The following is a 22572-nucleotide window of genomic DNA, read 5'->3' as shown; positions in this document are numbered from 1 at the left end:
CATACTCAGCAGATTGTACTTCGTTGCCGGGGCTTTGTTTGTATTCGCCTTGCTGATCACGGTGCAGCTCATCAAGATCCAATTTGTAGAAGGGGATCAGTATAGAGAGCTAGCTCTGGAGAACACTTTGAAGAATTTCGTGATCTCTGCCAATCGCGGAAACGTCTATGCGGACGACGGCAGTCTCTTGGCTACTTCGGTTCCTAAATATGAGATCCGATTTGATGCCGTGACTGTTTCCAATGCGGTCTTTGAAGAAAACCTAGTGCCGCTTTCTAAGGAGTTGGCTAAAATGTTGGGTAAAACTCCAAACTACTATCAGCAGCGCTTGAGAAAAGCACGGGCCAATAAAAATCGTTATTTGCTTATTGCCCGTAACCTCGGTTATTCTGACTATGTGAAGATCAAAGGTTTCCCCATGTTTGAAAAGGGGCCTTTTAAAGGAGGGATCATTGTCGATCAAGATACCCGTCGCGAACATCCTCTGGGGCAAATTGGTAGCAGAACCATCGGTTATGAGCGTACCGATGAAAACGGTTTTATTACGCGCATAGGGTTAGAAGGTGCCTACGGGTCTTACCTCCGCGGTAAAGAAGGACGCCGCATGAAGCAAAAGATCGCCAAGGGACAATGGAAACCACTGAGCGATGACAATGAAATTGAGCCGCAAGACGGATTTGATGTGGTGACTACCATCAATGTAAACATTCAAGACATTGCGCACCACGCCCTACTGAAGCAATTGGAGTATTATGAGGCTGAGCATGGATGTGTTATTGTAATGGACGTGGAAACCGGGGCGATTAAAGCGGTTTCAAATCTGGGAAGAACTTCCAAAGGCACTTATGCTGAATCTTATAATTACGCTATTGGAGAGGCGCACGAGCCGGGCTCCACATTTAAGGTTATGGCCTTTGCGGCTGCTTTAGAAGATCAAGTTATTGATACCTCTACGGTTGTTGAAACCGGTCGCGGTGTATATACCTTTTACGGACGACGCATTCGCGATTCCAAAACTGGTGGCTATGGAACTATCTCCGCAGCACGTGCTCTTGAGGTTTCTTCCAATATTGGATTGGCACGAATTATTGATGAGAATTACAAAGATGATCCAGAGCGTTTCTTGCGTTATTTGGAAGCATGGAATCTGGACAAGCCTATAGGGATCAGTATCCTTGGAGAAGGAGTTCCAGACATACCAAAACCCGGAAAACCCAAATGGAGTAAAAATGCCTTGCCATCTATGGCTTATGGTTATGGCTTAACGCTAACTCCGCTACAAACTCTAACATTTTATAACGCCATTGCTAATGATGGTGTCATGGTGAAGCCTCACTTTATCTCAGAAGTACGTACCTGGAATCGTGCCATTGAAACCTTTGAACCGGAAGTCCTAAATCCTGCCATTTGCTCCAAATCTACCATTGCTAAGGTGCAGGCGGTTCTTGAAAATGTGGTTAAACGCGGTACCGGAGACGGCTTGTACAGCGAGTATTTCTCTATGGCCGGAAAGACCGGTACGGCTCAGACCGAATACTGGATGTCTGATTGGGAAGATGACAAGCGCTATATCTCTTCCTTTGCAGGTTACTTCCCGGCAGATCAGCCCAAGTATTCCTGTATTGTGATCATCCACAAACCGAGTACCAAAAAAGGGTACTACGGGGCAGATGTTTCAGGGCCTGTTTTTAAACGCATCGCTCAGAAAATCTATACCGATGTGCCGGTGATGGATGAGGTCAATGAACTCAACGAACCCAGCCAACAGGTCATGGGAGATTTTGAAAAGTATTATGCCATGGCGCAAAAGGCCGGCAGTCAAATGCCTAACGTAAAAGGTATGGCTGGAATGGACGCTGTGGCCCTTTTGGAAAATATGGGGCTGGAAGTGGTTCTTATCGGGAATGGAAATGTGATCCAACAATCGGTCAGTAGCGGCGCAGCAATTAGAGACGGACAAAAAATAACCCTGACATTATCGTGATCAAACTGAAGGATTTACTTTATAAGGTTTCACTCGATTCGGTTGTCGGGGGAACCGACGTCGCCGTGAATACCGTTGCTTTTGACTCTCGCAAAATTGGCTTGAACGATGTCTTTGTCGCCATCCGAGGCACACAAGTAGATGGTCACGATTATATCACCAAGGCTGCTCATGCTGGAGCTATTGCTATAGTATGTGAAGAGATGCCTGCGGAAATTGTCAACGGAATAACTTATGCCGTTGTGGCTGATGCCAATGCAGCTTTGGCGCAAATTGCAGCGAATTATTATCAAGATCCTTCTCAGGAATTACAATTGGTAGGCGTTACCGGAACCAATGGTAAAACGACCATAGCCAGTTTGCTCTACGACCTCTATCTCAAAGCGGGTTATACCGTTGGACTTTTATCAACTGTGGTAGTTAAGGTTGGGAAGCAAGAATTCCCGGCCACGCATACTACGCCAGATCCACTGGCAATCAACGGTTATTTACGACAAATGGTTGACGCCGGAGTTGACTATTGCTTTATGGAAGTTTCCAGTCATGGAATCCATCAGAAGCGCACGGAAGGACTACAATTTAAAGGCGGAATCTTCACAAACCTCACTCACGATCACTTGGACTATCACAATAGTTTTAAGGAGTATCGTGATGTGAAGAAAGCCTTTTTTGATCAATTGCCTAAAGATGCCTTTGCCTTGACCAACCTAGACGACAAGAATGGTCGTTATATGTTGCAAAACACCAAGGCCAAAAAATATACCTATGCGCTAAAATCCATTGCCGATTACAAAGCGCAACTTTTGGAGCATCAATTTAGCGGGATGCTGCTCAAGATCAACAATTCGGAGATTTGGGTAAAGCTCATCGGAGAGTTCAATGCCTACAATTTGTTGGCTATTCATGCCACTGCTGATTTGCTGGGGATGGATGCCATGGAGAATCTGCAATTCTTGAGTGAATTAGAGAGTGTTTCAGGCCGGTTCCAATATTTCACCAATGCAGAACAGGTAACTGCCATTGTGGACTACGCGCATACTCCAGATGCATTGAAGAATGTTTTAGAGACCATCAACGCCATTAGAACTGGTAATGAACAACTCATTACGGTTGTGGGTTGTGGCGGCGATCGCGATCCTGATAAAGGTCCCAAAATGGGAATGATCGCCGCCGCCATGAGTACTACGGCAATCTTTACGAGTGACAATCCGAGAAGTGAAGATCCGGATGCCATTATAGAGGCGATGGAACAAGGAGTGGAGCCGCAACATTTTAAGCGAACCCTTTCCATTACAGACAGAAAGCAAGCGATAAAAGCGGCCTGTAAAATGGCCAATTCCAACGATATCATCCTCATTGCCGGAAAAGGGCATGAGGCTTACCAAGAGATCAAAGGCGAGCGCTTTGACTTTGACGACTATCAGATCATCCATCAACTACTAACTATCTAAGTCCGGAGTTTTATGCTGTATTATTTGTTCGAATATTTAGAAAACACATTCAACCTTCCGGGAGCTGGATTGTTTCAGTACCTCTCCTTCAGATCGGCCATGTCTGTGATCACTTCATTGATCATCGCTACGGTCTTTGGAAAACGCATCATCAATTTCCTCCGCAGAAAACAAATCGGAGAAACGGTGAGAGATCTCGGATTGGCTGGACAAAGTGAAAAAGCGGGTACCCCAACCATGGGTGGGATCATCATCATTTTGGCTACGCTAGTGCCAGTTTTGCTTTTCACACGTTTAGAAAATATTTATGTGATCCTACTGATCATCACCACCTTATGGATGGGAATGATCGGGTTTTTAGACGATTATATCAAAACCTTTAAGAAGGACAAGGGCGGGCTTCCTGGGAAGTTCAAGGTCTTTGGTCAAGTAGTCCTGGGTGTGGCTGTTGGCTGCACACTGTATTTCCACGACGGGGTGACCATTAAGGAAAAAATTGAGCTGGAAACCGAGAATCAAACCACTTTGATTCGATCCGTAGGAGAAGAGATTAAATCCACCAAGACCACCATTCCATTTGTACCCAATAACGAATTTGAATACTCCGATCTACTTACCTGGATGGGAGATGATTATGCAAAGTATACGTGGTTGCTCTTTATTCCGATTGTGATTTTGATCATCACAGCGGTATCTAACGGAGCTAACCTCACCGATGGGGTAGATGGTCTGGCTGCAGGAACGTCGGCCATAATTGTCCTTACCCTGGGCATATTTGCCTGGGTGTCTGGCAACATCATTTTCTCTGATTATCTGGACATCATGTACATCCCAAGAACGGGAGAGATCGCGGTGTTTATCAGTGCCTTTGTGGGTGCGCTGATAGGATTCCTGTGGTATAACGCTTATCCCGCTCAAGTCTTTATGGGCGATACGGGCAGTTTGACCATTGGCGGAATCATAGCGGTGATTGCCATCACCATTAGAAAAGAATGGTTAATACCAATCCTCTGTGGAATCTTCTTGATAGAAAATCTTTCAGTGATTATGCAGGTAAGTTGGTTTAAGTATACTAAAAAGAAGTTCGGTGAAGGCCGAAGGATCTTTAGAATGTCTCCTTTACACCACCATTATCAGGTCAAGGGAATGCATGAAAGTAAAATAGTAACGCGCTTTTGGATTGTTGGGATCTTCCTGGCAATTCTAGCGATAGTCACTTTAAAGATCCGCTAATGAATTTGGTAGTACTGGGAGCCGGTGAAAGCGGCCTAGGTGCTGCCTTGCTCGGAAAAGCAAAGGGTTGGACGGTTTTTGTGTCTGATTTTGGACAAATAGACCCTACAACCCAAAACGTTCTTAAAAAACATGAAATCGAATGGGAGATGGGCGGCCATAGTGAGGCCAAACTGACCCAAGCAAATCTAGTAGTGAAAAGCCCGGGAATTCCTGAGCAGGCTCCTCCGATTCAACTATTGAGAAAACATCAAATTTCAGTGATCTCAGAGATTGAATTTGCGGCGCGCTACACCTATAAACCTGTTGTTGCCATTACGGGCAGTAATGGGAAGACCACCACAACGGCCTTGACGCATTATTTGCTTAAGGACGGTGGTCTGAATGCCGAAATGGGCGGAAACATCGGGAACAGTTTTGCAGGCCTGTTGTTAGAAGCTCCGGCTAGTCATTATGTGTTGGAGGTGAGCAGTTTTCAGTTGGATGATATTGTGGATTTTAAACCGCATATCGCCGTGATCACCAACATCTCCCCAGATCATTTGGATCGCTATGGATACAGCTTTGAGGCTTATCGCGATGCGAAGTTCAAGATCAGTGCGAATCAAACAGCTGCTGATTATTTGATCTATGACGGAGATGATCCCAACATAGCTGCAGGTATGCAAGATCACACCATTCGAGCTCAAAAATTGCCTTTTTCATTGGAAAAATCAGTCGATCAAGGCGCATATATAGAAGAAGATAACATAGTAATTACAATAGCAAATAACCAAATTAAGATGCCAATAGCCTCATTAGGATTACAAGGACAACACAATTTAAAGAATGCCATGGCCGCTGCCACTGTAGCGACCTTATTGGACATTCGCAAAGAGACCATTCGGAATTCTTTGGAACACTTTCAAGGGGTGGAGCACCGCTTGGAATCCGTTTTAAAGATCAATAATGTGCAGTACATCAACGATTCAAAAGCAACGAATGTAAACGCAACCTACTATGCTTTGGAGAGCATGGAAACGCCGACAGTATGGATTGTTGGAGGTGTAGATAAAGGCAACGATTACGCCGAGCTGCTTCCGCTTATCAATGAAAAAGTAAAAGCAGTGATCTGCCTGGGGATTGACAATACCAAACTGATTGAAAGCTTTGGAAATGTTGTGGATCTATTAGTAGAGACTACCAGCATGAATGATGCTGTCAATGTAGCATATCACATTGCTGAACGAGGAGATACGGTATTGCTTTCGCCAGCTTGTGCCAGTTTTGACCTGTTTAAGAATTATGAAGATCGCGGACGTCAATTCAAAGAAGCTGTTCGCAAATTATAATCCATGAAATTTTTCACCAACATAAACGGAGATAGAGCTATTTGGGCGGTTGCCGCACTTTTGGCTTTGTTTTCGTTCCTTCCAGTTTACAGTGCCAGTAGTAATTTGGCCTATCTGTATGGGGATGGGAACACTTTTAAGTATTTGGTGAAACATTTTGCGCACCTCATGCTTGGTTTTGCTATCCTTTATGGGGTGCACAGAATACCCTATCGCTATTTCAGAGGCTTGTCTATTATTGCGCTTCCGGTGGTCTTTTTGCTATTGATCATTACCCTGGCTGAGGGTACAACAATTGAAGGAGCCAATGCCAGCCGCTGGATTCGCATTCCATTTGTGGGTGTGACCTTTCAGACTTCCACCTTGGCGGCAGTGGTTCTGCTTACCTATGTGGCGCGATATTTATCTAAAATTAAAGACGAAAAGATCAGTTTTAAGGCTTCCATAGTGCCGCTTTGGTTGCCGGTGTTTATTGTGTTGCTGCTGATCTTACCGGCTAACTTTTCTACCACGGCCATCATCTTTGCTATGGTGGTACTCCTGGTTTTCTTAGGAGGATATCCTTTACAATACCTTGGCGTCATTCTCATAGCAGGTGCCTTGTTTTTAAGCCTGTTTATTATGTCTGCCAAGGCCTTTCCAGATATGTTCTCCAACCGTGTGGATACTTGGATCAGCCGTATCGATAACTTTTTAGACGATACTCCAGATAAAGAGGCCGACTATCAGATTGAAAAATCAAAAATGGGTATTGCTACTGGAGGTCTGTTTGGTGTTGGTGCCGGACACGGGGTACAAAAGAATTTCTTACCGCAATCTTCTTCGGATTTTATCTATGCCGTAATTGTAGAAGAATGGGGACTTGTAGGTGGCTTGTCCATCATGTTGTTATATATGCTACTGCTCTTCAGGTTGGTGGTAGTTGCTCATAAAGCCGATTCCATTTTTGGAAAGCTATTAGTCATTGGTGTTGGACTTCCAATAGTCTTTCAAGCGCTGACCAATATGGCTGTCGCGGTTGAACTTTTCCCAGTAACGGGACAAACCTTGCCACTGATCAGTAGTGGGGGAACTTCCATTTGGATGACCTGCTTGGCCTTGGGAATGATCTTAAGTGTAAGCGCTAAACGAGAAGAGATTCGCCAGCATTCTGATGAATCCGAAGAAACCGATAACCCTCTAGATATTCTCAGTGAAGCCATTTAAGTTCATCATATCAGGAGGAGGAACCGGAGGACATATCTATCCGGCCATTGCCATTGCCAATGCGCTCAAAGAAAAATACCCGAACGCGGAGTTTCTTTTTGTGGGTGCTAAGGATCGGATGGAAATGCAAAAAGTGCCTAAAGCTGGTTATAAGATCGTGGGCTTGTCCATTCAAGGCTTGCAACGCAAGGTCTCTTTGAAGAATTTAAAATTCCCGTTCAAGTTGCTCGCTAGTTTGAGAAGATCGGCCAAAATCATCAAGGATTTTAAACCTGATGTAGCCATCGGGACGGGAGGATACGCCAGCGCACCGCTCTTGCGTGTGGCTAGCAATAAAGGCGTGCCCTGCCTGATCCAAGAACAGAATGCCCATGCGGGAATTACCAACAAATGGATCGCCTCTAAAGCCAAGACCATTTGTGTGGCATACGCAGGAATGGAAAGCCAATTTCCGAAGGAAAAAATTGTCTTTACCGGGAACCCAGTACGTCAAGATCTGATCGATCTCAAAGTGGATAAGGCAACTGCATTGAAGCATTTTGGATTGGAAGCTGATAAACCGGTTTTATTGGTGTTGGGAGGAAGCCTTGGAGCGCGAAAGATCAACAATTTGATCCATGCGCATTTACCACTTTTCAAGGCAGAAGATGTTCAGGTGATCTGGCAATGTGGAAGCCTGTACTACGAAGAATTCAAAACCAACAACAGTGCACGCGTCATTGTCAAAGATTTTATCTACGCCATGGATATGGCCTATGCTGCTGCGGATATGATCGTGTCTAGAGCTGGAGCCTTATCGGTTTCAGAACTTTGCTTGGTGGGTAAGCCGGTGATCTTCATTCCGTCACCCAATGTGGCAGAAGATCATCAGAATAAAAATGCAGCTTCCATTGCTGCAGAAGACGCCTGTGTCTTTTTGAGAGAATCAGAAGCGGATCTGCATTTTGCAGATGCCTTTAAAGACTTGCTCGCCGATGCTGACAAACAGCGCCGTTTGGGCGAGAATATTAAAAAATTAGCCAAGCCTCATGCGACAGATGCCATAGTTGCAGAGGTAGCCAAACTCCTAATTGAAAAGCAACTGTGAGCGGAGTTTTTAAAGATATAGCACGAGTTTATTTCATCGGAATTGGTGGAATTGGAATGAGCGCCTTAGCGCGTTATTTCAAGGCGCGTGGCTTTGCTGTGGCCGGCTATGACAAAACCAGAACAACACTAACCGATTCCTTAGCGGAACTCGGTATAAAAATTACATACAGCGACCAACTTGATGCCATTCCAGAAGGTTTTGAACAAACCGACACGCTAGTGGTCTATACGCCTGCCATTCCCCAACAGCACGATCAACTTCAATTTTTTAGTACTGGAGTGCATCAAATCCACAAACGTGCTGTGGTATTGGGTATGATCACTAGAGACAGTAAATCCTTAGCCGTTGCGGGAACACATGGCAAGACAACCACCTCTGCCATTTTAGGTCATTTATTGGCCAGTTGCGATATGCCAGTAACTGCCTTTTTAGGTGGAATTGCTGAGAATTACGATTCCAACTATATCTCCAAAGGAGAGCAGATCACCGTGGTAGAAGCCGATGAATTTGATCGTTCCTTTTTGCAGCTGAGTCCTACGGTGGCTTGTGTTACCGCCATGGATGCGGACCATTTAGACATCTACGGCTCTGCTGAAGAATTAGAAAAGACCTTTAAGGAGTTTGCGGCTTTGGTGCCGGACTCCAAATTAGTTTTACATCCTAAAGGGCTTCCGCTCTCCGGCACTACGGTGGGTATAGAGGACGGGGCCGACTATGAGGCCAAAAATATCCGCGTTGAGGACGGGGCTTATACCTTCGACTTAAAAACGCCTCGTGGTGAATTACAGGCGCTCCGATTTTCATTGCCGGGGCACCACAATTTGCTCAATGCGATTACCGCTTTGGGTATGGCAATTTCAATAGGAACCCCAACCGATTGCCTGCCCAAAGCGTTATTTGAGTTCAAGGGTGTAAGGCGCAGATTCTCATTTGCCTATCGGGATGACGATCGAGTGGTGATTGATGATTACGCGCATCATCCCACAGAGATCAATGCGGTGTATCAGGCAGTGAGTGAGTTCTATCCGCAGCAAAAAAAGTTAGCGGTATTTCAACCGCATCTCTACAGCAGAACCCGAGATTTTTTGGAAGGGTTTGCTCAGAGTTTGGGGCAGTTTGATGAGCTGCTTTTGCTGGATATTTATCCGGCTAGAGAATTGCCAATTGAAGGGGTGAATTCTCAAGCACTTTTAGATGCGATTGATCATCCAAAAAAGCGCTTGGTAAGTAAAATTGACCTCCCGGAACTGATTGAAAAAAGCAGCTGCGAAGTGATCTTGATCCTCGGAGCCGGAGATATTGGAGTTGAAGTAAAAAACATAAGTCGTCATTTGCATGCGAACTAAACTGTGGAACATAGGACGAATGGTCTTTGTTATCCTTTTGATAGCAGTGGTTTACGCGTTTTCTAACCAAAGAAATTCCGCTAGAAATTTGAGTGCTGTTGACGTTAGTTTTCAAGACCGTAGTACTGCTTTGATAACTGAAGCTATGGTTAATAAATTGTTAATACAAAAAGCAGACAGCCTAGCCGCTGTAGATAAAGATATAATAGATTTGAATGCATTAGAAGGTCGTTTAAACAGCCATCCTATGATCCGAAATGCTGATGTTTTTCTCTCTTTGGATGGTGTACTTGGAGCACGCGTAACACAAAGAAGGCCTATCGCCAGAGTGGCGTCCAATCCGTCTTATTACATCGACGAAGAAGGTACCAAAATGCCCCTATCCCGAGTTCATTCCTTACGAGTGCCTTTGGTGAGCGGTGTTTCCGAGGACAATCTAGCACCTGTAACACATGTGTTGAAGGAGATCTTAGCAGATCCGTTTATGGTGCAACATATCGTGGCTGTGGAGCAGCAGCGAGATTCGACTCTGATCATGCGTGTGCGAACCTATGATTTTAAGATTTTACTGGGAGAGCCAGTAAATATCAAACGGAAGTTTCAAAATTTTAAAGCGTTCTATCAGAAAACAGTCAAAGATGGAACTCTGGGTAATTACCAACTGGTCAACCTGATGATGGATCACCAGGTGGTAGCCACAAAAAAGTAGTTTATGGAACAGCAAACTATTGCAGTAGGACTAGATATTGGAACCACGAAAATCGTGGCCATGATCGGGCGAACCAATGAGTACGGCAAAATGGAAATTCTCGGTATTGGGAAATCCAAGAGCCTTGGGGTGCATCGTGGGGTAGTGAATAATATCACGCAAACCATCCAATCCATTCAACAGGCCGTTCAAGAGGCAGAAAGCTCATCGGGAATGAAAATCGCCGACGTAGTTGTGGGAATCGCGGGGCAACACATCCGAAGCTTACAACACAGCGATTACATCACCCGTCCCAACAGTGATGAGGTGATCGGTGAGGACGATATTGACACCCTGTGCAATCAAGTGCACAAATTGGTCATGCTTCCTGGAGAGGAGATCATTCACGTATTGCCGCAAGACTTCAAAGTGGATGGACAGGCCGAGATCAAAGAACCTATTGGGATGTATGGTGGACGTTTGGAGGCCAACTTCCATGTGGTGGTTGGGCAGGTTTCTTCTATAAGAAATATTGGGCGTTGCGTAAAGAGTGCGGGCTTGGCTTTGGGTGGAATTACCTTGGAGCCCTTAGCTTCTGCCAATGCCGTTCTAAGCATGGAGGAGAAAGAAGCTGGAGTAGCTTTGATCGATATAGGTGGAGGTACAACAGACCTTGCCATTTTCAAGGATGGAATCATTCGTCATACCGCAGTTATTCCTTTTGGAGGTAATGTGATCACGGAAGACATCAAAGAAGGTTGTTCCATCATTGAAAAGCAAGCAGAGCTATTGAAGATCCGTTTTGGATCGGCTTGGCCGGGAGAGAACAAGGACAACGAGATTGTTTCCATTCCTGGTCTACGCGGTCGTGAGCCGAAAGAGATCACCTTGAAAAACCTCTCAAAGATCATTCACGCAAGAGTGGTAGAGATCATTGAGCAAGTGTATCTGGAGATCAAGAATTACGGCCACGAGGAGCAAAAGAAAAAATTGATCGCAGGGATCGTACTCACTGGTGGAGGATCGCAACTCAAGCATCTCAAACAATTGGTAGAGTACATTACCGGCATGGATACGCGTATTGGGTATCCGAATGAACATTTGGCTGGAGACAGCGATAGCGAGACCACAAGTCCGTTATACGCTACCGCCGTTGGATTAGTACTCAACAGCCTAGAAACGCAAAGTAGAAATGAAGGGCAGTCTTCTGTTGAAGTAGCATCAGAAGAGACAGAGGAAGCCCCTGAACATATTGAAGAACCCCAGAACGATCAAATGCCCAAAGAGCGCAAGCGCTTTTTTGATAAATGGGCAGAGAAGTTCAAAGACTTTTTAGACAACGCTGAATAGCAGTAATCTCACAAAAAACTAACTATGAGCAGTAGTAATAACGAATTCGACAACATCGCGTTTGATTTACCCAAGAATCAATCGAACGTCATCAAGGTGATCGGTGTTGGTGGTGGTGGAAGTAACGCCATCAATCACATGTTCCAACAAGGGATCAAAGGAGTTGACTTTGTGATCTGTAATACGGACAGTCAGGCGCTGGAGAACAGCCCTGTTCCAATTAAGATCCAACTTGGTGTGACTTTGACCGAAGGACTCGGTGCTGGAGCAAACCCGATTATTGGAGAGCAAAGCGCCATGGAAAGCATGCAAGACATTCAAGCCATGCTTTCAACACACACTAAGATGGTCTTTATCACAGCAGGAATGGGCGGTGGTACCGGAACCGGTGCAGCCCCAATCATTGCCAAAATGGCCAAGGAGATGGATATCCTCACTGTAGGGATTGTGACTATCCCGTTCCAGTTTGAAGGAAAAATGAGAAACGATCAAGCCCAAATTGGGGTGGAGAATCTGCGCAGAAACGTGGACTCTTTGATCGTGATCAACAACAATAAATTGCGCGAGGTTTATGGGAACCTTGGGTTTAAGGCCGGATTCTCTAAGGCCGATGAGGTATTAGCCACAGCTGCTCGTGGTATTGCCGAAGTAATTACCCACCACTATACTCAAAACATTGACTTGCGCGATGCGAAGACTGTTTTGGCCGATAGCGGCACTGCTATTATGGGAAGCGCTCAGGCTGCAGGAGCCAATCGTGCGCATGAAGCGATTACCAAAGCCTTGGATTCTCCATTGCTCAACGATAATAAGATCACTGGCGCTAAGAATGTGTTATTGCTGATCGTTTCCGGTCAGGAAGAGATCACTATTGACGAGATCGGTGAGATCAGTGACTACATCCAAACCGAGGCCGGGCATTCTGCTAACATCATTATGGGTGTGGGCGAGGATCAAAGTTTGGACGGTGCTATTGCGATCACCGTGATTGCTACAGGCTTTAATGCCGAACAGCAGAATGAGATCGTCAATACAGAGACTAAGCGTATCGTACATACTTTAGAAGAAGATCAAGTGGCGCAGCAAGTGTTGGAAGATCGCACAGATACCACAGTGAGCGGTCCGCTAATTACAGAGCCTGAGGTTTTGAAAGAACCAGCTCCGGAGCCGATTATCAAGCACACCTTATTTGAAGAGGAGGAAACTCCAGAGTTGCCTTTTGAAGGATATATTGAAACTACCGCCTTACTCAAAGAGATCCCAGTGGTTTATGACGAGGTGGATATCCATCATATTGCTGAGTTTGAGCAAGTGGTGATCAATGCCATGGAAGTTCACGATTTTGAGGTCGTAGAAGCCGAGACTGAGGTAGTTAAGCCAGAGGTGGAGGAAGACGTGGTAGAGGAGCAAGAGCAAATGTTGATGTTTGATCTGCCACTATCTGAGACACCAGAAGAAGAAACTATAGCTCCAGCAGCAGAATTATCTGAAGAGCCTGTCCTTAGAAAGCCCATTGAAGAAATTGAAGTCAATGAGGCTATTGAAGTGGTTCCTGTGACCGAGTTTACTCAAGAAGGGGTGAAGCGTTACAGCCTTGATGATTACCAAGAAATGGAGACCGCTTTGACAGCGGCTAAGGCAGAACCGGAGGTTTTGGATGAAGAGTTGGTGATGGAAAAGAAGATCGTTGAAACTGCGCCTGAAACAGAAACTCAGGAAGAGGAAGAAGGCGATCCAATGAACAGCCCGATCTCTAAGATCTTAAAAGACAGAACCGAGGAGCGTAAGCGTAAGCTAAAAGAGTTCAATTACAAGTTTAGAAACAGCGCTTCTAAGATCGACGATATTGAAAAGCAACCTGCCTATAAGCGCATGGGTATAGAATTGGAAGATGCGGATACCTCAGAGTCTGATATTTCCCGCACTACAGTCAATTTAGATGATGACGATGTCTCTTTGAGAAACAACAATTCCTTCTTGCACGACAACGTCGACTAAGATTTTTTTGTTTAGTGTTACATTTCCCGTAAGCCCGAAAGCGGTTCGCCGTTTTCGGGTTTATTTTTTATCTTCGCACTCTATTTTAAAGCCTGTAAACAATGAGTTTATCAACCAAGGTCATGGAGGCCATGAAGACTGCAATGAAAGCCAAAGACAGCCAAGCTTTGGAATCGCTTCGCGCGGTAAAATCTGCTATTTTATTGGCTCAGACCGAGTCTGGAGCTAAGCAAGAATTGAGTGAAGCAGAAGAACTTAAATTGCTTCAAAAACTGGTGAAACAACGCAAGGATAGCGCAACGATCTTCACTGAGCAAGGTAGAGATGACCTGGCTGCTCCTGAATTGGCGCAGGCGGAGATAATTGCTCAATTCCTTCCAGAGCAAATGTCTGAAGAAGAGATTGCCAAAGTAGTCGAAGAGATCATTGCTCAAACTGGTGCCTCAAGCATGAAGGACATGGGGAAAGTAATGGGTATGGCTAACGGCAAACTTGCCGGTAAAGCTGATGGCAGCACCATTGCCAAACTCGTAAAAGCCAAGTTGGCTTAATAATAGGCCGCGTAGTTCAACTGCCCTTTGGGCGATTTCAGTTGACCTACTTGCCTGAATTGACATACTGGCCGCGTAGTTCAACTGGATAGAATATCAGATTTCGGCTCTGAGGGTTGAGGGTTCGAATCCTTCCGCGGTCACGAATGAATCAAAAAAAGGTTCATGTTTAAGCGAGTTCCAAAAAAGGAGCTCGCTTCTTTTTTTGGACGAAGCGGAAAATATGTTTTTTTGATTCTCAACACGGAGTGTTGAAGGATGTTCGCGAAGCGAACAATCCTAATCTACGCTTTTCAATGGCCCCTCGATACAATTTGCCCGTGGCAAATCACTCGGGGACCGGGTGTAGTTAGCTTTACGGCTAGTTTTTCATTTGCAAAGGCGAGTGTTGAAGGATGTTCGCGAAGCGAACAATCCTCATTTGTCACGGAGTGTTGGAGGAACTTTGCGCAGCAAAGAATCCTCATTTGTCACGGAGCGTTGGAGGAACTTTGCGCAGCAAAGAATCCTCATTTGTCACGGAGTGTTGGAGGAACTTTGCGCAGCAAAGAATCCTCTTTTGCCGATGAGCTAAACAAGTAATCCTTTTTTATTAGTTTTATGATCTCCCCCCAATTACTTGACGCTAAATGAAAATCAAAATTCTACGATTTTTTCTCTTTGCTTGCGCGATTTGTTCAGGACAGACTTCAGGCATAGAGTTGCCTGTATATAAAGGAGAATATCGATCAGTATCCACACCTTATTATCCAATCTATATTCTAAAATCTGAAGAAATAGTTCTGTTTAATGATACTATTGCACCAGAGCAATTGCCTAAACTACTTTATAAAGGAATACCTGGATACGGCAGTTATATGATGATCCCGAAAGCCCAAGTTCATTTGATCGTCGATAAAGATGTTTCTTATTCGATAGTGGATGAGGTGAAAACCCAGATAGCATCGACAGCTGCCTCTAGGCTGTATTTTTATTACAGAGCTTCAAATGAGAATGGGATTAGTTCTCGTATAAAGGCAATTCGCTATCCTAATTATTACTCTTATTTTAAACTTGATGTCCCTGCTCATATGCTATTGCGGTCTGAACTACCAAAGCAGGATAGTTCACTTAAGAGCATTGAAGGCGAACCGCCAATTCCTCCTAAACCAAATCATATTAACATTGCAACCTCAGTAGAAAAGGCTATTTATTCAAAACAGCAGGATGTAATAGATGAGGCGTTAGCCGGCAAGAAGTGTACTTGTCTTACTCTAGAACGCGACCGAATAGTTCAAGAAATAAATGATGGTTTTGTTGAGATTAGAGATGAAGCCTTAAATGATCTGATGTCAGAGTATGATGTCGTATTTCTGAAATTTGATCAACGTATTCTTTATCAAGATTACTTTGATTACTTAATTCAATTAGAAGCAATTCAAGATCTATTGAAGAAGGTCGAAATAATTGAATTATCTAAAGAAATTAGAGAGATTCATAAGGACGTTGGTATTCGGTTACCTTGTAGTGATTAAACCTCCCCCGCGCCAGCGATCGCAACGGCATACTTTTTGGCCTGCCAAAAAGATATAGTGAAGAGCGCGGTCGTGAAGTGAACTTGTTCTACTTCACGGGGCGCCCAAAAACCACCCAAATTGAACCCCCTGCCTCTGGCTCTGCACATGATAGAGCATATCCACAAGCCCAGAAGACCTGCCTTTGGCACAGCTCACCAGTGCATTCGCTTTCTTGTCAATAGAGTTGGTTGCAGTCTCTAATGGATAGCCCATTTTGCTCAACTTGTAAATGGCAGCATTGAGCGTGGAATTGTTGTTGTGGGTAAGGCTAATCTCATCGGCCTCCGGATTCACTTTCACACCCAAAACCCCGTGAATGCGCTCTAGGCGATTACTGATGGTTTTGGCGCAGCCGTGGCATCGCAAATTCTGAACTTTATAGACTGTTTTCATAACCTTGAGGTTTTATTGAGTAAAAATAGGTGGTGGTTAGGTGGGAATCTATGACAACGGTCAGTTGCAGTGTATCTTGCGAATTTGAATTAAGGGTTGTCAAGTAACGGGAAAGTGATTATTTTAGAAGAAAACAATAACGCATGAACAGAATCTTAGGGATAGGCTCTAGAATTGAACACTCCGATCACGGAAAAGGAGTGGTGACTAACGTGACGGCAAAAATGTATTGGGTCACTTTTATTGATGGCGGTTTGGAAACCATTGGTGTCAATGATGAATTTGAAGTGATTGAAGCCGTAGACGATGAAGTGGACACGGTAAGTTTCTATGAGATCGAGAAAAGCCTGCGAGAGATCTTGCAAAAGTGGAGTGATATCACTGAGATCGTTCCTTTGGGCGATAAATGGAACGGAGGGACCTTGACCCTGCAGCCTGCTGACCCCAATCTTGCGGCTAAAGAAATCCCGGTTAAAACCTTCTTCAATAAGATCGTGATGCTGCGCGACCGTCTGCGCGTTTTGGAGCAAAAGATCAACTCCAACAAGAGCTTGGACGAAGAAGAAAAGATCGACATCCAACAATACATTACCCGTTGTTACGGCAGTCTTACGACCTTTAATGTGTTGTTTAAAAATAAGAGCCAACAGTTTGTTGGTGAATCATCCAAACGATAACTAACACGAAACAATATGGAAGAAATTCGACAATTTAACGAACCTCAGGTGCAAGAGCCTATGGTGGCTGATCTCGCTCAAGAAGAGCAGGTTGCTTTTTATAGAAAAACCTACGGACACGTTGCTGGAGCCGTATTGCTGTTCATTGCAGTAGAGGCTATCTTTTTTCAGATTCCGGCAATCGTGAACTTTGCCTTTTCCTTGGCGGAAGGATGGACTTGGCTGCTACTTTTAGGTGGCTTTATGTTTGCTACCTCTAAGGCAGAGTCTATGGCTATGGGCACTACGGACAGAAATACGCAATACGCGGCATTGGTGCTTTATGTGGTAGCGGAGGCCTTTATATTTATTCCGCTGATTGGAATAGCGCTCTATGTTGCCGGTGACGGAGCCGCGGAGCTACTCAATCAAGCTGCTATTATAACGCTGTCTTTATTCTCTGGACTTACGGCGGCCGTTTTACTGACTAAGAAAGACTTCTCTTTCTTGAAGACCGGTTTGACCATTGGGTTTTTTATTGCCTTAGGGCTAATCATTGCCGGTACGCTCTTTGGTTTTGACTTAGGGTTATGGTTCAGTGTGGGAATGATCGTTTTGGCGGCAGGTTCCATTTTGTATCAGACCTCGCAAATGGTTCATAAGTATAAGCACGAGCAGTATGTGGCAGCTTCTTTAGGACTGTTCGGTGCTTTGATGTTGTTGTTCTGGTATGTGTTGAGCATCCTTTCCAGCGACTAGTAAAAAGCTTGATTAAACGTATTGATAAAAAGCAGGTTCTTTGTTAGAGCCTGCTTTTTCATTGATTAAAAGGAATTTACATATCTTACACCTCCCAAACAATCCCCCATGCTACTGCAACAACCTGATGAAAATATAGCTTGGATGGCGCCCTATGCCTATGGTATAGTTGTGTTGGGGATCCTTTTGTTTCTCTTTCGCGTCTTTGAGAACTTCTATGCCGAACACTTCGGCAGGCCTTTAGTTAGACAGTATTTTTCCTATCGAAAATTGCCGCGGGAACAACTGCGGATCTTAGAAACTGAGTTTCCTTTCTACCGCAATCTCAACAGGAAACACCGCAGGCAGTTTCAGCATCGGGTGGTCACCTTTATAAAAGACAAAGAGTTTATCCCTCGGGAAGATCTTGAATTGACCGACAGGATGAAGGTCTTAGTTGCAGCCGTGGGTTGCATGTTGAGCTTCGGACGGAAGAATTACACCTACAGTTTGATTCACTTCATTCTGATCTATCCGGAGGAATTCTACAGCAATATCAACGAGGCTTATCACAAAGGTGAGATCAACCCAGGCGGCCGTGCTTTAGTCTTGTCTTGGAAAGATTTTGAGGCCGGTTTGGCAGACGGTCATGACAATATCAATTTGGGTATTCACGAATTCATGCACGCCATGCAGTTGGAGGCCAAGCGGGGAGGAGATACCGATTCTGCGCGCTTTCAATTGCAGTTTCAGAATATCTTAAAGCGTCTAACACATCAAGAGGTGAAAGATCGCTTGGATCAAACGCGTTACTTTAGAGAATACGCCTTTACCAACGAATACGAGTTCATGGCGGTATTGTCCGAGTATTTCATGGAATCCCCGGGAACCTTTCAAGCCAACTTTCCGCAGCTGTATGACTACACGCGGAAACTACTCAACTTTAAATTTTTGGGCTATTAATAAGAGACTGCTGCTGTGGTGGACTTTAAATTGCTGATGGTTGCCGTTGGATCTTCAGATCGGAACACAAAACTTCCGGCTACTAAAACATCTGCTCCAGCTTCTACTAAGTCCGCAGCGTTATTGTCTTTTACACCACCGTCGATTTCAATAAGAGTAGAAGCACCTTTTTCATTGATCATTCCGCGTAGGGCGCGCACCTTGTCGTAAGTATTCTCAATGAAGGATTGTCCTCCAAATCCAGGATTCACGCTCATGATACAAACCAGGTCAAGATCTGCAATGATGTCGCTCAATAAGTGAACGGGTGTATGCGGGTTAAGCGCTACACCAGCTTTCATACCAGCAGCCTTAATGGCTTGAATGGTACGGTGCAAGTGTGTGCAGGCTTCATAGTGTACTGTAAGCACATCTGTACCGAGGTCCGCAAAGGTTAGGATATAACGATCCGGGTCAACGATCATTAAGTGCACGTCTAAGGTCTTTTTAGCCTCCTGCGCGATCGATTTGATCACAGGCATACCAAAGGATATATTCGGCACAAAAACGCCGTCCATAACGTCTAAATGGAACCAGTCTGCTTGGCTGTCATTGACCATGCGAACGTCGCGGTGCAGGTTGCCAAAATCGGCTGCTAAAATAGAAGGTGCAATTAAAGTGCTCATCGGAAGGTTTATTTCCGACAAAAATAATCAATAAATGAAGGGTCTAACCATTTCCGCACGATTTTTAACCGCTTCGTCAAAATTGTCTTCCAAGAAGCGAATGTACTTCTGTAGCTGGAAGATTTCTTTAGAAGGTTCAATAATAGTAAAGCCAGACATGTAGTTTTCAAACATGCGCTCTTCTGCAGGCTGATTCATGATCTCTATGATGTGATGATGCCTTTTGTCTCGCTTTATAGATTCATATAAAGGAAGCATGGCTATCGAAGGGCCTTCCAGGATTTGCATGAAGTTACCGTGTTGGAACAACAATACACCCGTAATACCTAAACTCAAATTGTTTTCAACAATGCCTTCAAAGACTTCGCTAATATTATGTTGGGTAATTGTTGAAACCGCGGTACTTACATAGCATATGGTATGTAGTTGCGTTTTCATCGTGGGGATGATTTGTGCTAAAATTACTGAATGACCATCACTTATACAAGTAAGATTGTTATAGAAATGTTAAAGAAATTATAATCTAACTATCTGATAGTCAAAATACTAACATATGTTAGTATTATAGAGATAGGCTCGTGACCCGGATTAATGTTAAACAAATATTATCTTCTTTTTATATCATTAATCGATTGAAAGCACTTCGAGGCTTCCTACAATATTTGAGCAGAAATTCTGGTGATCTCAACTGTTTTTATTTAGACCATTTCTCAATAGAATGGTGTTGATTCTCTTGTTTATTGAAACGGTTGACTCAAAACCCCTATCTATCAAGTAATTACGAACAATCCACATAAAACGAGGGCTTGTCCGTAAAAGGTAAGTCTTGAACTTGGGCTTAAATTGAAGTATAAATTAAAATTTATGTGTGTTTTTAACACATTGGGTGCAGGAGAGATTGTTATTCGGGAGTTAGTCAGACTTTTGTGTGAAAATCGGCATTTTTGTTTAACTGAAATAGTACCATTGAGTAAATGCAAAGTGGATACAATACATAAATAAAATTTATGCATTACATAATAATTTTTAATACTAATTTTTTCCGTCTGCCTTCGCTTTGATGATAGAATCGATCACTTTTTTGTCCTTAGTACTCATTTGCTTCCCCGTTTTAGAGTCGTAATAGTAGTAAGTAGGTACAGGTTCGGCACCTTCTGCAAAGTCACTTTCTGCAGTTTTTTGCGTTTTTGGGGTAGCAGTTTTAGTCGTAGGAGTGGTCTCTGCTTCTGTGGCTTCTGTCAATTCTGAGTTTTTCTCCGTATTTGTTACCGTTTCAGTAGTTTCGACTTGCGGTGTTTCTTGCGCTTGAACAGCTTCTGATTGAACCTCAATACTCGTTGTATTTGTTTCTTCTGCTTCTGATTGACCACTACCAGTCCATAAAGCAAGTGCTAAAAGGGCCATCAATCCTGCTGAACTCCAAATCCAGATTACATAGCGCTTGCGTTTTTTGCGCTCCAAACTCTGTGCCACATCATGCCAAGTGGGGACTTCGGTGCTCTTCTGAAGATCTTTCAGGCGATCTTTTATAGTACTTTCTATGGGATCTTGCGTTTTCATAAGTAGCTAATTAGGCTGGTTTAGTCATTAGTTGTGCGGTCAAGCTTTTTTTTAAAAGAACTTTCGCGCGATGTAGGTTTGATTTGGAGGTGCCAACGCTGATCTTCAGTTTATCTGCGATCTCCTGATGACTGTGGTCGTCCAAAACATAAAGGCTAAAAACAAGGCGGTACTGATCCGGTAACTGTTGAATTGCTTCTAGAAGTTGGTCCAGATCGCAACTTTGTGCCCAATGGTCGTCGTCTTCTTGAACGGCAAACCAACTTGGATCCTCGGTCAAATGCTCCTTGCGTTTGTTGCGGTATTTCTTCACTGCTTGATTAATGGCAATGCGTTGCATCCAACCCGCAAAGGAACCTTGTCCTTTATACTTTTTAATGGTTTCAAACACGATCACAAAGGCATCGTGTACATTATCCTGTGCTTCCTCCACATTCCTGCAATACTTCAGTGAAGTAGTGTAAATGGCATCTCTATGCTCCAGGAATAATTGTTCCTGAGCCTTAGGGTCGCCTTTTTTACAAGCTGCAATAAGCTCCGTTAAGGAAGAAGACATCTAGATTGTTCTTTGCTGTAATGTACAGAAATAATAGAAAGGTTGCGTGGCGGAGGTAAAAAAGCAAAACCCCCGCCAGAGGCAGGGGTTTCATTCATCAATCAAAAAACGAACAGTTAGTTTAACTGTTTGTTACTGTAATCTAAGTCGTATTAACCTAGATAAGTTTTCAATATTTTGCTTCGCGAGGTGTGTTTTAGCCTGCGAATTGCTTTTTCTTTGATTTGACGCACGCGCTCACGCGTTAGGTCAAAGGTCTCGCCGATCTCTTCTAGAGTCATTGGATGTTGATCTCCAAGTCCGAAGTACAAACGAATAACATCTGCTTCACGAGGAGTCAAAGTTTCCAAAGCGCGCTCAATCTCAGTGCGCAAAGACTCGTGCAACAAAGAACGGTCTGGGTTTGGAGATTCTCCAGAACGAAGTACATCGTAAAGGTTAGAATCTTCACCCTCTACCAAAGGAGCATCCATGGATACATGACGTCCAGAGTTCTTCATAGACTCCTTCACATCATTGATGGTCATGTCTAACTCTTTGGCGATCTCCTCAGCACTTGGTGGGCGCTCGTGCGCTTGCTCCAAGAAGGCAAAGGTTTTGTTGATCTTATTGATCGATCCGATCTTATTCAATGGCAAACGTACAATACGAGACTGCTCTGCAAGAGCTTGTAGAATCGATTGACGGATCCACCATACGGCGTATGAAATGAATTTAAAACCACGAGTCTCATCAAAACGCTGCGCAGCCTTGATCAATCCTAAGTTTCCTTCGTTGATCAAATCCGGCAATGTGAGTCCCTGGTTTTGATATTGCTTAGCTACCGATACAACGAAACGCAAGTTAGCTTTGGTCAACTTCTCTAAAGCGCGTTGGTCTCCGGCTTTGATTCGTTGTGCCAATTCTACCTCTTCGTCAGCGGTAATGAGGTCGACTTTTCCAATTTCTTGTAGGTACTTGTCTAAGGAAGCGGTCTCTCTATTGGTGACCTGCTTGGTAATTTTGAGTTGTCTCATCTAATAAATCCTCTCTTCTAACTCACGTGCTTAATTGCACGCTGTAGCTAGTTATACGTAAATATACCCAAAAATGTTACAAATAGTTGATCATTTTTTAATATTTGTGTGGCCTGATTTTCTACCGTTTTGATTTCGAGTCATTTAAAATAGATTTAAATCTCTGTCCGCTTGAATGTTGGCCAAAAGTAAATTCACTTTTTGGCGCATTTTGTTGAAGAATATTCCGCGGTCCTTTTCA

21 protein-coding genes and 1 tRNA gene are annotated in these 22572 nt (G+C 44.0%); 16 read left to right on the top strand and 6 right to left on the bottom strand.

Annotation, left to right across the window (positions count from 1 at the left end; all coding sequences use genetic code 11):
- Position 1 precedes the first annotated feature (1 nt).
- From HRT75_RS09985 to HRT75_RS09925, 13 genes are all read left to right on the top strand, one after another.
- Entirely contained in the window at positions 2 to 1984 is a 1983-nt protein-coding gene (locus tag HRT75_RS09985; RefSeq protein ID WP_291185960.1) for a penicillin-binding protein, read from the top strand.
- Positions 1981 to 3435 (top strand): UDP-N-acetylmuramoyl-L-alanyl-D-glutamate--2,6-diaminopimelate ligase, encoded by a 1455-nt coding sequence (locus HRT75_RS09980; RefSeq protein WP_291185957.1) that lies wholly within the window; start codon positions 1981 to 1983, stop codon positions 3433 to 3435. Before HRT75_RS09985 ends, HRT75_RS09980 begins: the two co-directional genes overlap by 4 nt.
- A gap of 12 nt (positions 3436 to 3447) precedes the next feature.
- The gene (gene mraY, locus HRT75_RS09975; protein WP_291185954.1) at positions 3448 to 4668 is read left to right on the top strand and encodes a phospho-N-acetylmuramoyl-pentapeptide-transferase; all 1221 of its coding nucleotides are present in this window, start codon (positions 3448 to 3450) and stop codon (positions 4666 to 4668) included.
- Positions 4668 to 5999, top strand: coding sequence for a UDP-N-acetylmuramoyl-L-alanine--D-glutamate ligase (gene murD, locus HRT75_RS09970; protein WP_291185950.1), 1332 nt, complete (start codon positions 4668 to 4670; stop codon positions 5997 to 5999). Before mraY ends, murD begins: the two co-directional genes overlap by 1 nt.
- Before the next feature lie 3 nt (positions 6000 to 6002).
- The gene (locus HRT75_RS09965) at positions 6003 to 7205 is read left to right on the top strand and encodes an FtsW/RodA/SpoVE family cell cycle protein (RefSeq protein WP_291185947.1); all 1203 of its coding nucleotides are present in this window, start codon (positions 6003 to 6005) and stop codon (positions 7203 to 7205) included.
- Positions 7192 to 8292 (top strand): undecaprenyldiphospho-muramoylpentapeptide beta-N-acetylglucosaminyltransferase, encoded by a 1101-nt coding sequence (murG, locus tag HRT75_RS09960; protein WP_291185943.1) that lies wholly within the window; start codon positions 7192 to 7194, stop codon positions 8290 to 8292. The genes HRT75_RS09965 and murG overlap by 14 nt, the downstream gene beginning before the upstream one ends.
- Positions 8289 to 9641: a UDP-N-acetylmuramate--L-alanine ligase gene (gene murC, locus HRT75_RS09955; RefSeq protein ID WP_291185940.1), complete on the top strand. Its 1353-nt coding sequence runs from the start codon at positions 8289 to 8291 to the stop codon at positions 9639 to 9641. The genes murG and murC overlap by 4 nt, the downstream gene beginning before the upstream one ends.
- Positions 9631 to 10350, top strand: coding sequence for a cell division protein FtsQ/DivIB (locus HRT75_RS09950; protein ID WP_291185936.1), 720 nt, complete (start codon positions 9631 to 9633; stop codon positions 10348 to 10350). Before murC ends, HRT75_RS09950 begins: the two co-directional genes overlap by 11 nt.
- 3 nt (positions 10351 to 10353) lie before the next feature.
- Complete coding sequence (gene ftsA / locus HRT75_RS09945) at positions 10354 to 11679, top strand: cell division protein FtsA (RefSeq protein ID WP_291185933.1); 1326 nt, start codon at positions 10354 to 10356, stop codon at positions 11677 to 11679.
- A gap of 24 nt (positions 11680 to 11703) precedes the next feature.
- The gene (ftsZ, locus tag HRT75_RS09940; RefSeq protein WP_291185931.1) at positions 11704 to 13677 is read left to right on the top strand and encodes a cell division protein FtsZ; all 1974 of its coding nucleotides are present in this window, start codon (positions 11704 to 11706) and stop codon (positions 13675 to 13677) included.
- Positions 13678 to 13778: 101 nt separating this feature from the next.
- On the top strand, positions 13779 to 14228 hold the full coding sequence (locus HRT75_RS09935) for a GatB/YqeY domain-containing protein (RefSeq protein WP_291185929.1): 450 nt from the start codon (positions 13779 to 13781) through the stop codon (positions 14226 to 14228).
- A 69-nt stretch (positions 14229 to 14297) separates the two neighbouring features.
- Positions 14298 to 14371: transfer RNA gene (locus HRT75_RS09930), tRNA-Arg, on the top strand.
- A gap of 486 nt (positions 14372 to 14857) precedes the next feature.
- On the top strand, positions 14858 to 15742 hold the full coding sequence (locus HRT75_RS09925) for a hypothetical protein (RefSeq protein WP_291185927.1): 885 nt from the start codon (positions 14858 to 14860) through the stop codon (positions 15740 to 15742).
- 93 nt (positions 15743 to 15835) lie between these two features.
- On the opposite strand, the gene HRT75_RS09920 is transcribed toward HRT75_RS09925, so the two are convergent.
- Positions 15836 to 16177 (bottom strand): heavy metal-associated domain-containing protein, encoded by a 342-nt coding sequence (locus tag HRT75_RS09920; RefSeq protein WP_291185924.1) that lies wholly within the window; start codon positions 16175 to 16177, stop codon positions 15836 to 15838.
- Positions 16178 to 16320: 143 nt separating this feature from the next.
- Here HRT75_RS09920 and HRT75_RS09915 point away from each other — a divergent pair, with 143 nt between their 5' ends.
- The 3 genes from HRT75_RS09915 to HRT75_RS09905 all read left to right on the top strand — a co-directional run bounded on the left by HRT75_RS09915 (position 16321) and on the right by HRT75_RS09905 (position 18534).
- Positions 16321 to 16854: a hypothetical protein gene (locus tag HRT75_RS09915; protein WP_291185920.1), complete on the top strand. Its 534-nt coding sequence runs from the start codon at positions 16321 to 16323 to the stop codon at positions 16852 to 16854.
- Between the two features lie 15 nt (positions 16855 to 16869).
- The gene (locus HRT75_RS09910; protein ID WP_291185917.1) at positions 16870 to 17592 is read left to right on the top strand and encodes a Bax inhibitor-1 family protein; all 723 of its coding nucleotides are present in this window, start codon (positions 16870 to 16872) and stop codon (positions 17590 to 17592) included.
- Between the two features lie 108 nt (positions 17593 to 17700).
- Complete coding sequence (locus HRT75_RS09905; protein ID WP_291185914.1) at positions 17701 to 18534, top strand: zinc-dependent peptidase; 834 nt, start codon at positions 17701 to 17703, stop codon at positions 18532 to 18534.
- Here HRT75_RS09905 and rpe read toward each other — a convergent pair.
- From rpe to HRT75_RS09880, 5 genes are all read right to left on the bottom strand, one after another.
- Positions 18531 to 19199 (bottom strand): ribulose-phosphate 3-epimerase, encoded by a 669-nt coding sequence (rpe, locus tag HRT75_RS09900; RefSeq protein WP_291185911.1) that lies wholly within the window; start codon positions 19197 to 19199, stop codon positions 18531 to 18533. The two genes, HRT75_RS09905 and rpe, sit on opposite strands and share 4 nt — an antisense overlap.
- 27 nt (positions 19200 to 19226) lie before the next feature.
- Positions 19227 to 19637, bottom strand: coding sequence for a BLUF domain-containing protein (locus HRT75_RS09895; RefSeq protein ID WP_291185909.1), 411 nt, complete (start codon positions 19635 to 19637; stop codon positions 19227 to 19229).
- A 594-nt stretch (positions 19638 to 20231) separates the two neighbouring features.
- Positions 20232 to 20759, bottom strand: a complete 528-nt coding sequence (locus tag HRT75_RS09890) for a hypothetical protein (protein ID WP_291185907.1) — start codon at positions 20757 to 20759, stop codon at positions 20232 to 20234.
- A 10-nt stretch (positions 20760 to 20769) separates the two neighbouring features.
- Complete coding sequence (locus HRT75_RS09885) at positions 20770 to 21315, bottom strand: sigma-70 family RNA polymerase sigma factor (RefSeq protein WP_291185904.1); 546 nt, start codon at positions 21313 to 21315, stop codon at positions 20770 to 20772.
- Positions 21316 to 21467: 152 nt separating this feature from the next.
- Positions 21468 to 22331, bottom strand: a complete 864-nt coding sequence (locus HRT75_RS09880) for a sigma-70 family RNA polymerase sigma factor (RefSeq protein WP_034261238.1) — start codon at positions 22329 to 22331, stop codon at positions 21468 to 21470.
- Positions 22332 to 22572: the final 241 nt, after the last annotated feature.

This window comes from Gilvibacter sp. (genome assembly GCF_013214815.1).
GTDB lineage: Bacteria > Bacteroidota > Bacteroidia > Flavobacteriales > Flavobacteriaceae > Gilvibacter.
The sequence above is the reverse complement of the archived record's forward strand: the minus strand, read 5'-3'. Positions and strand labels throughout refer to the sequence as shown.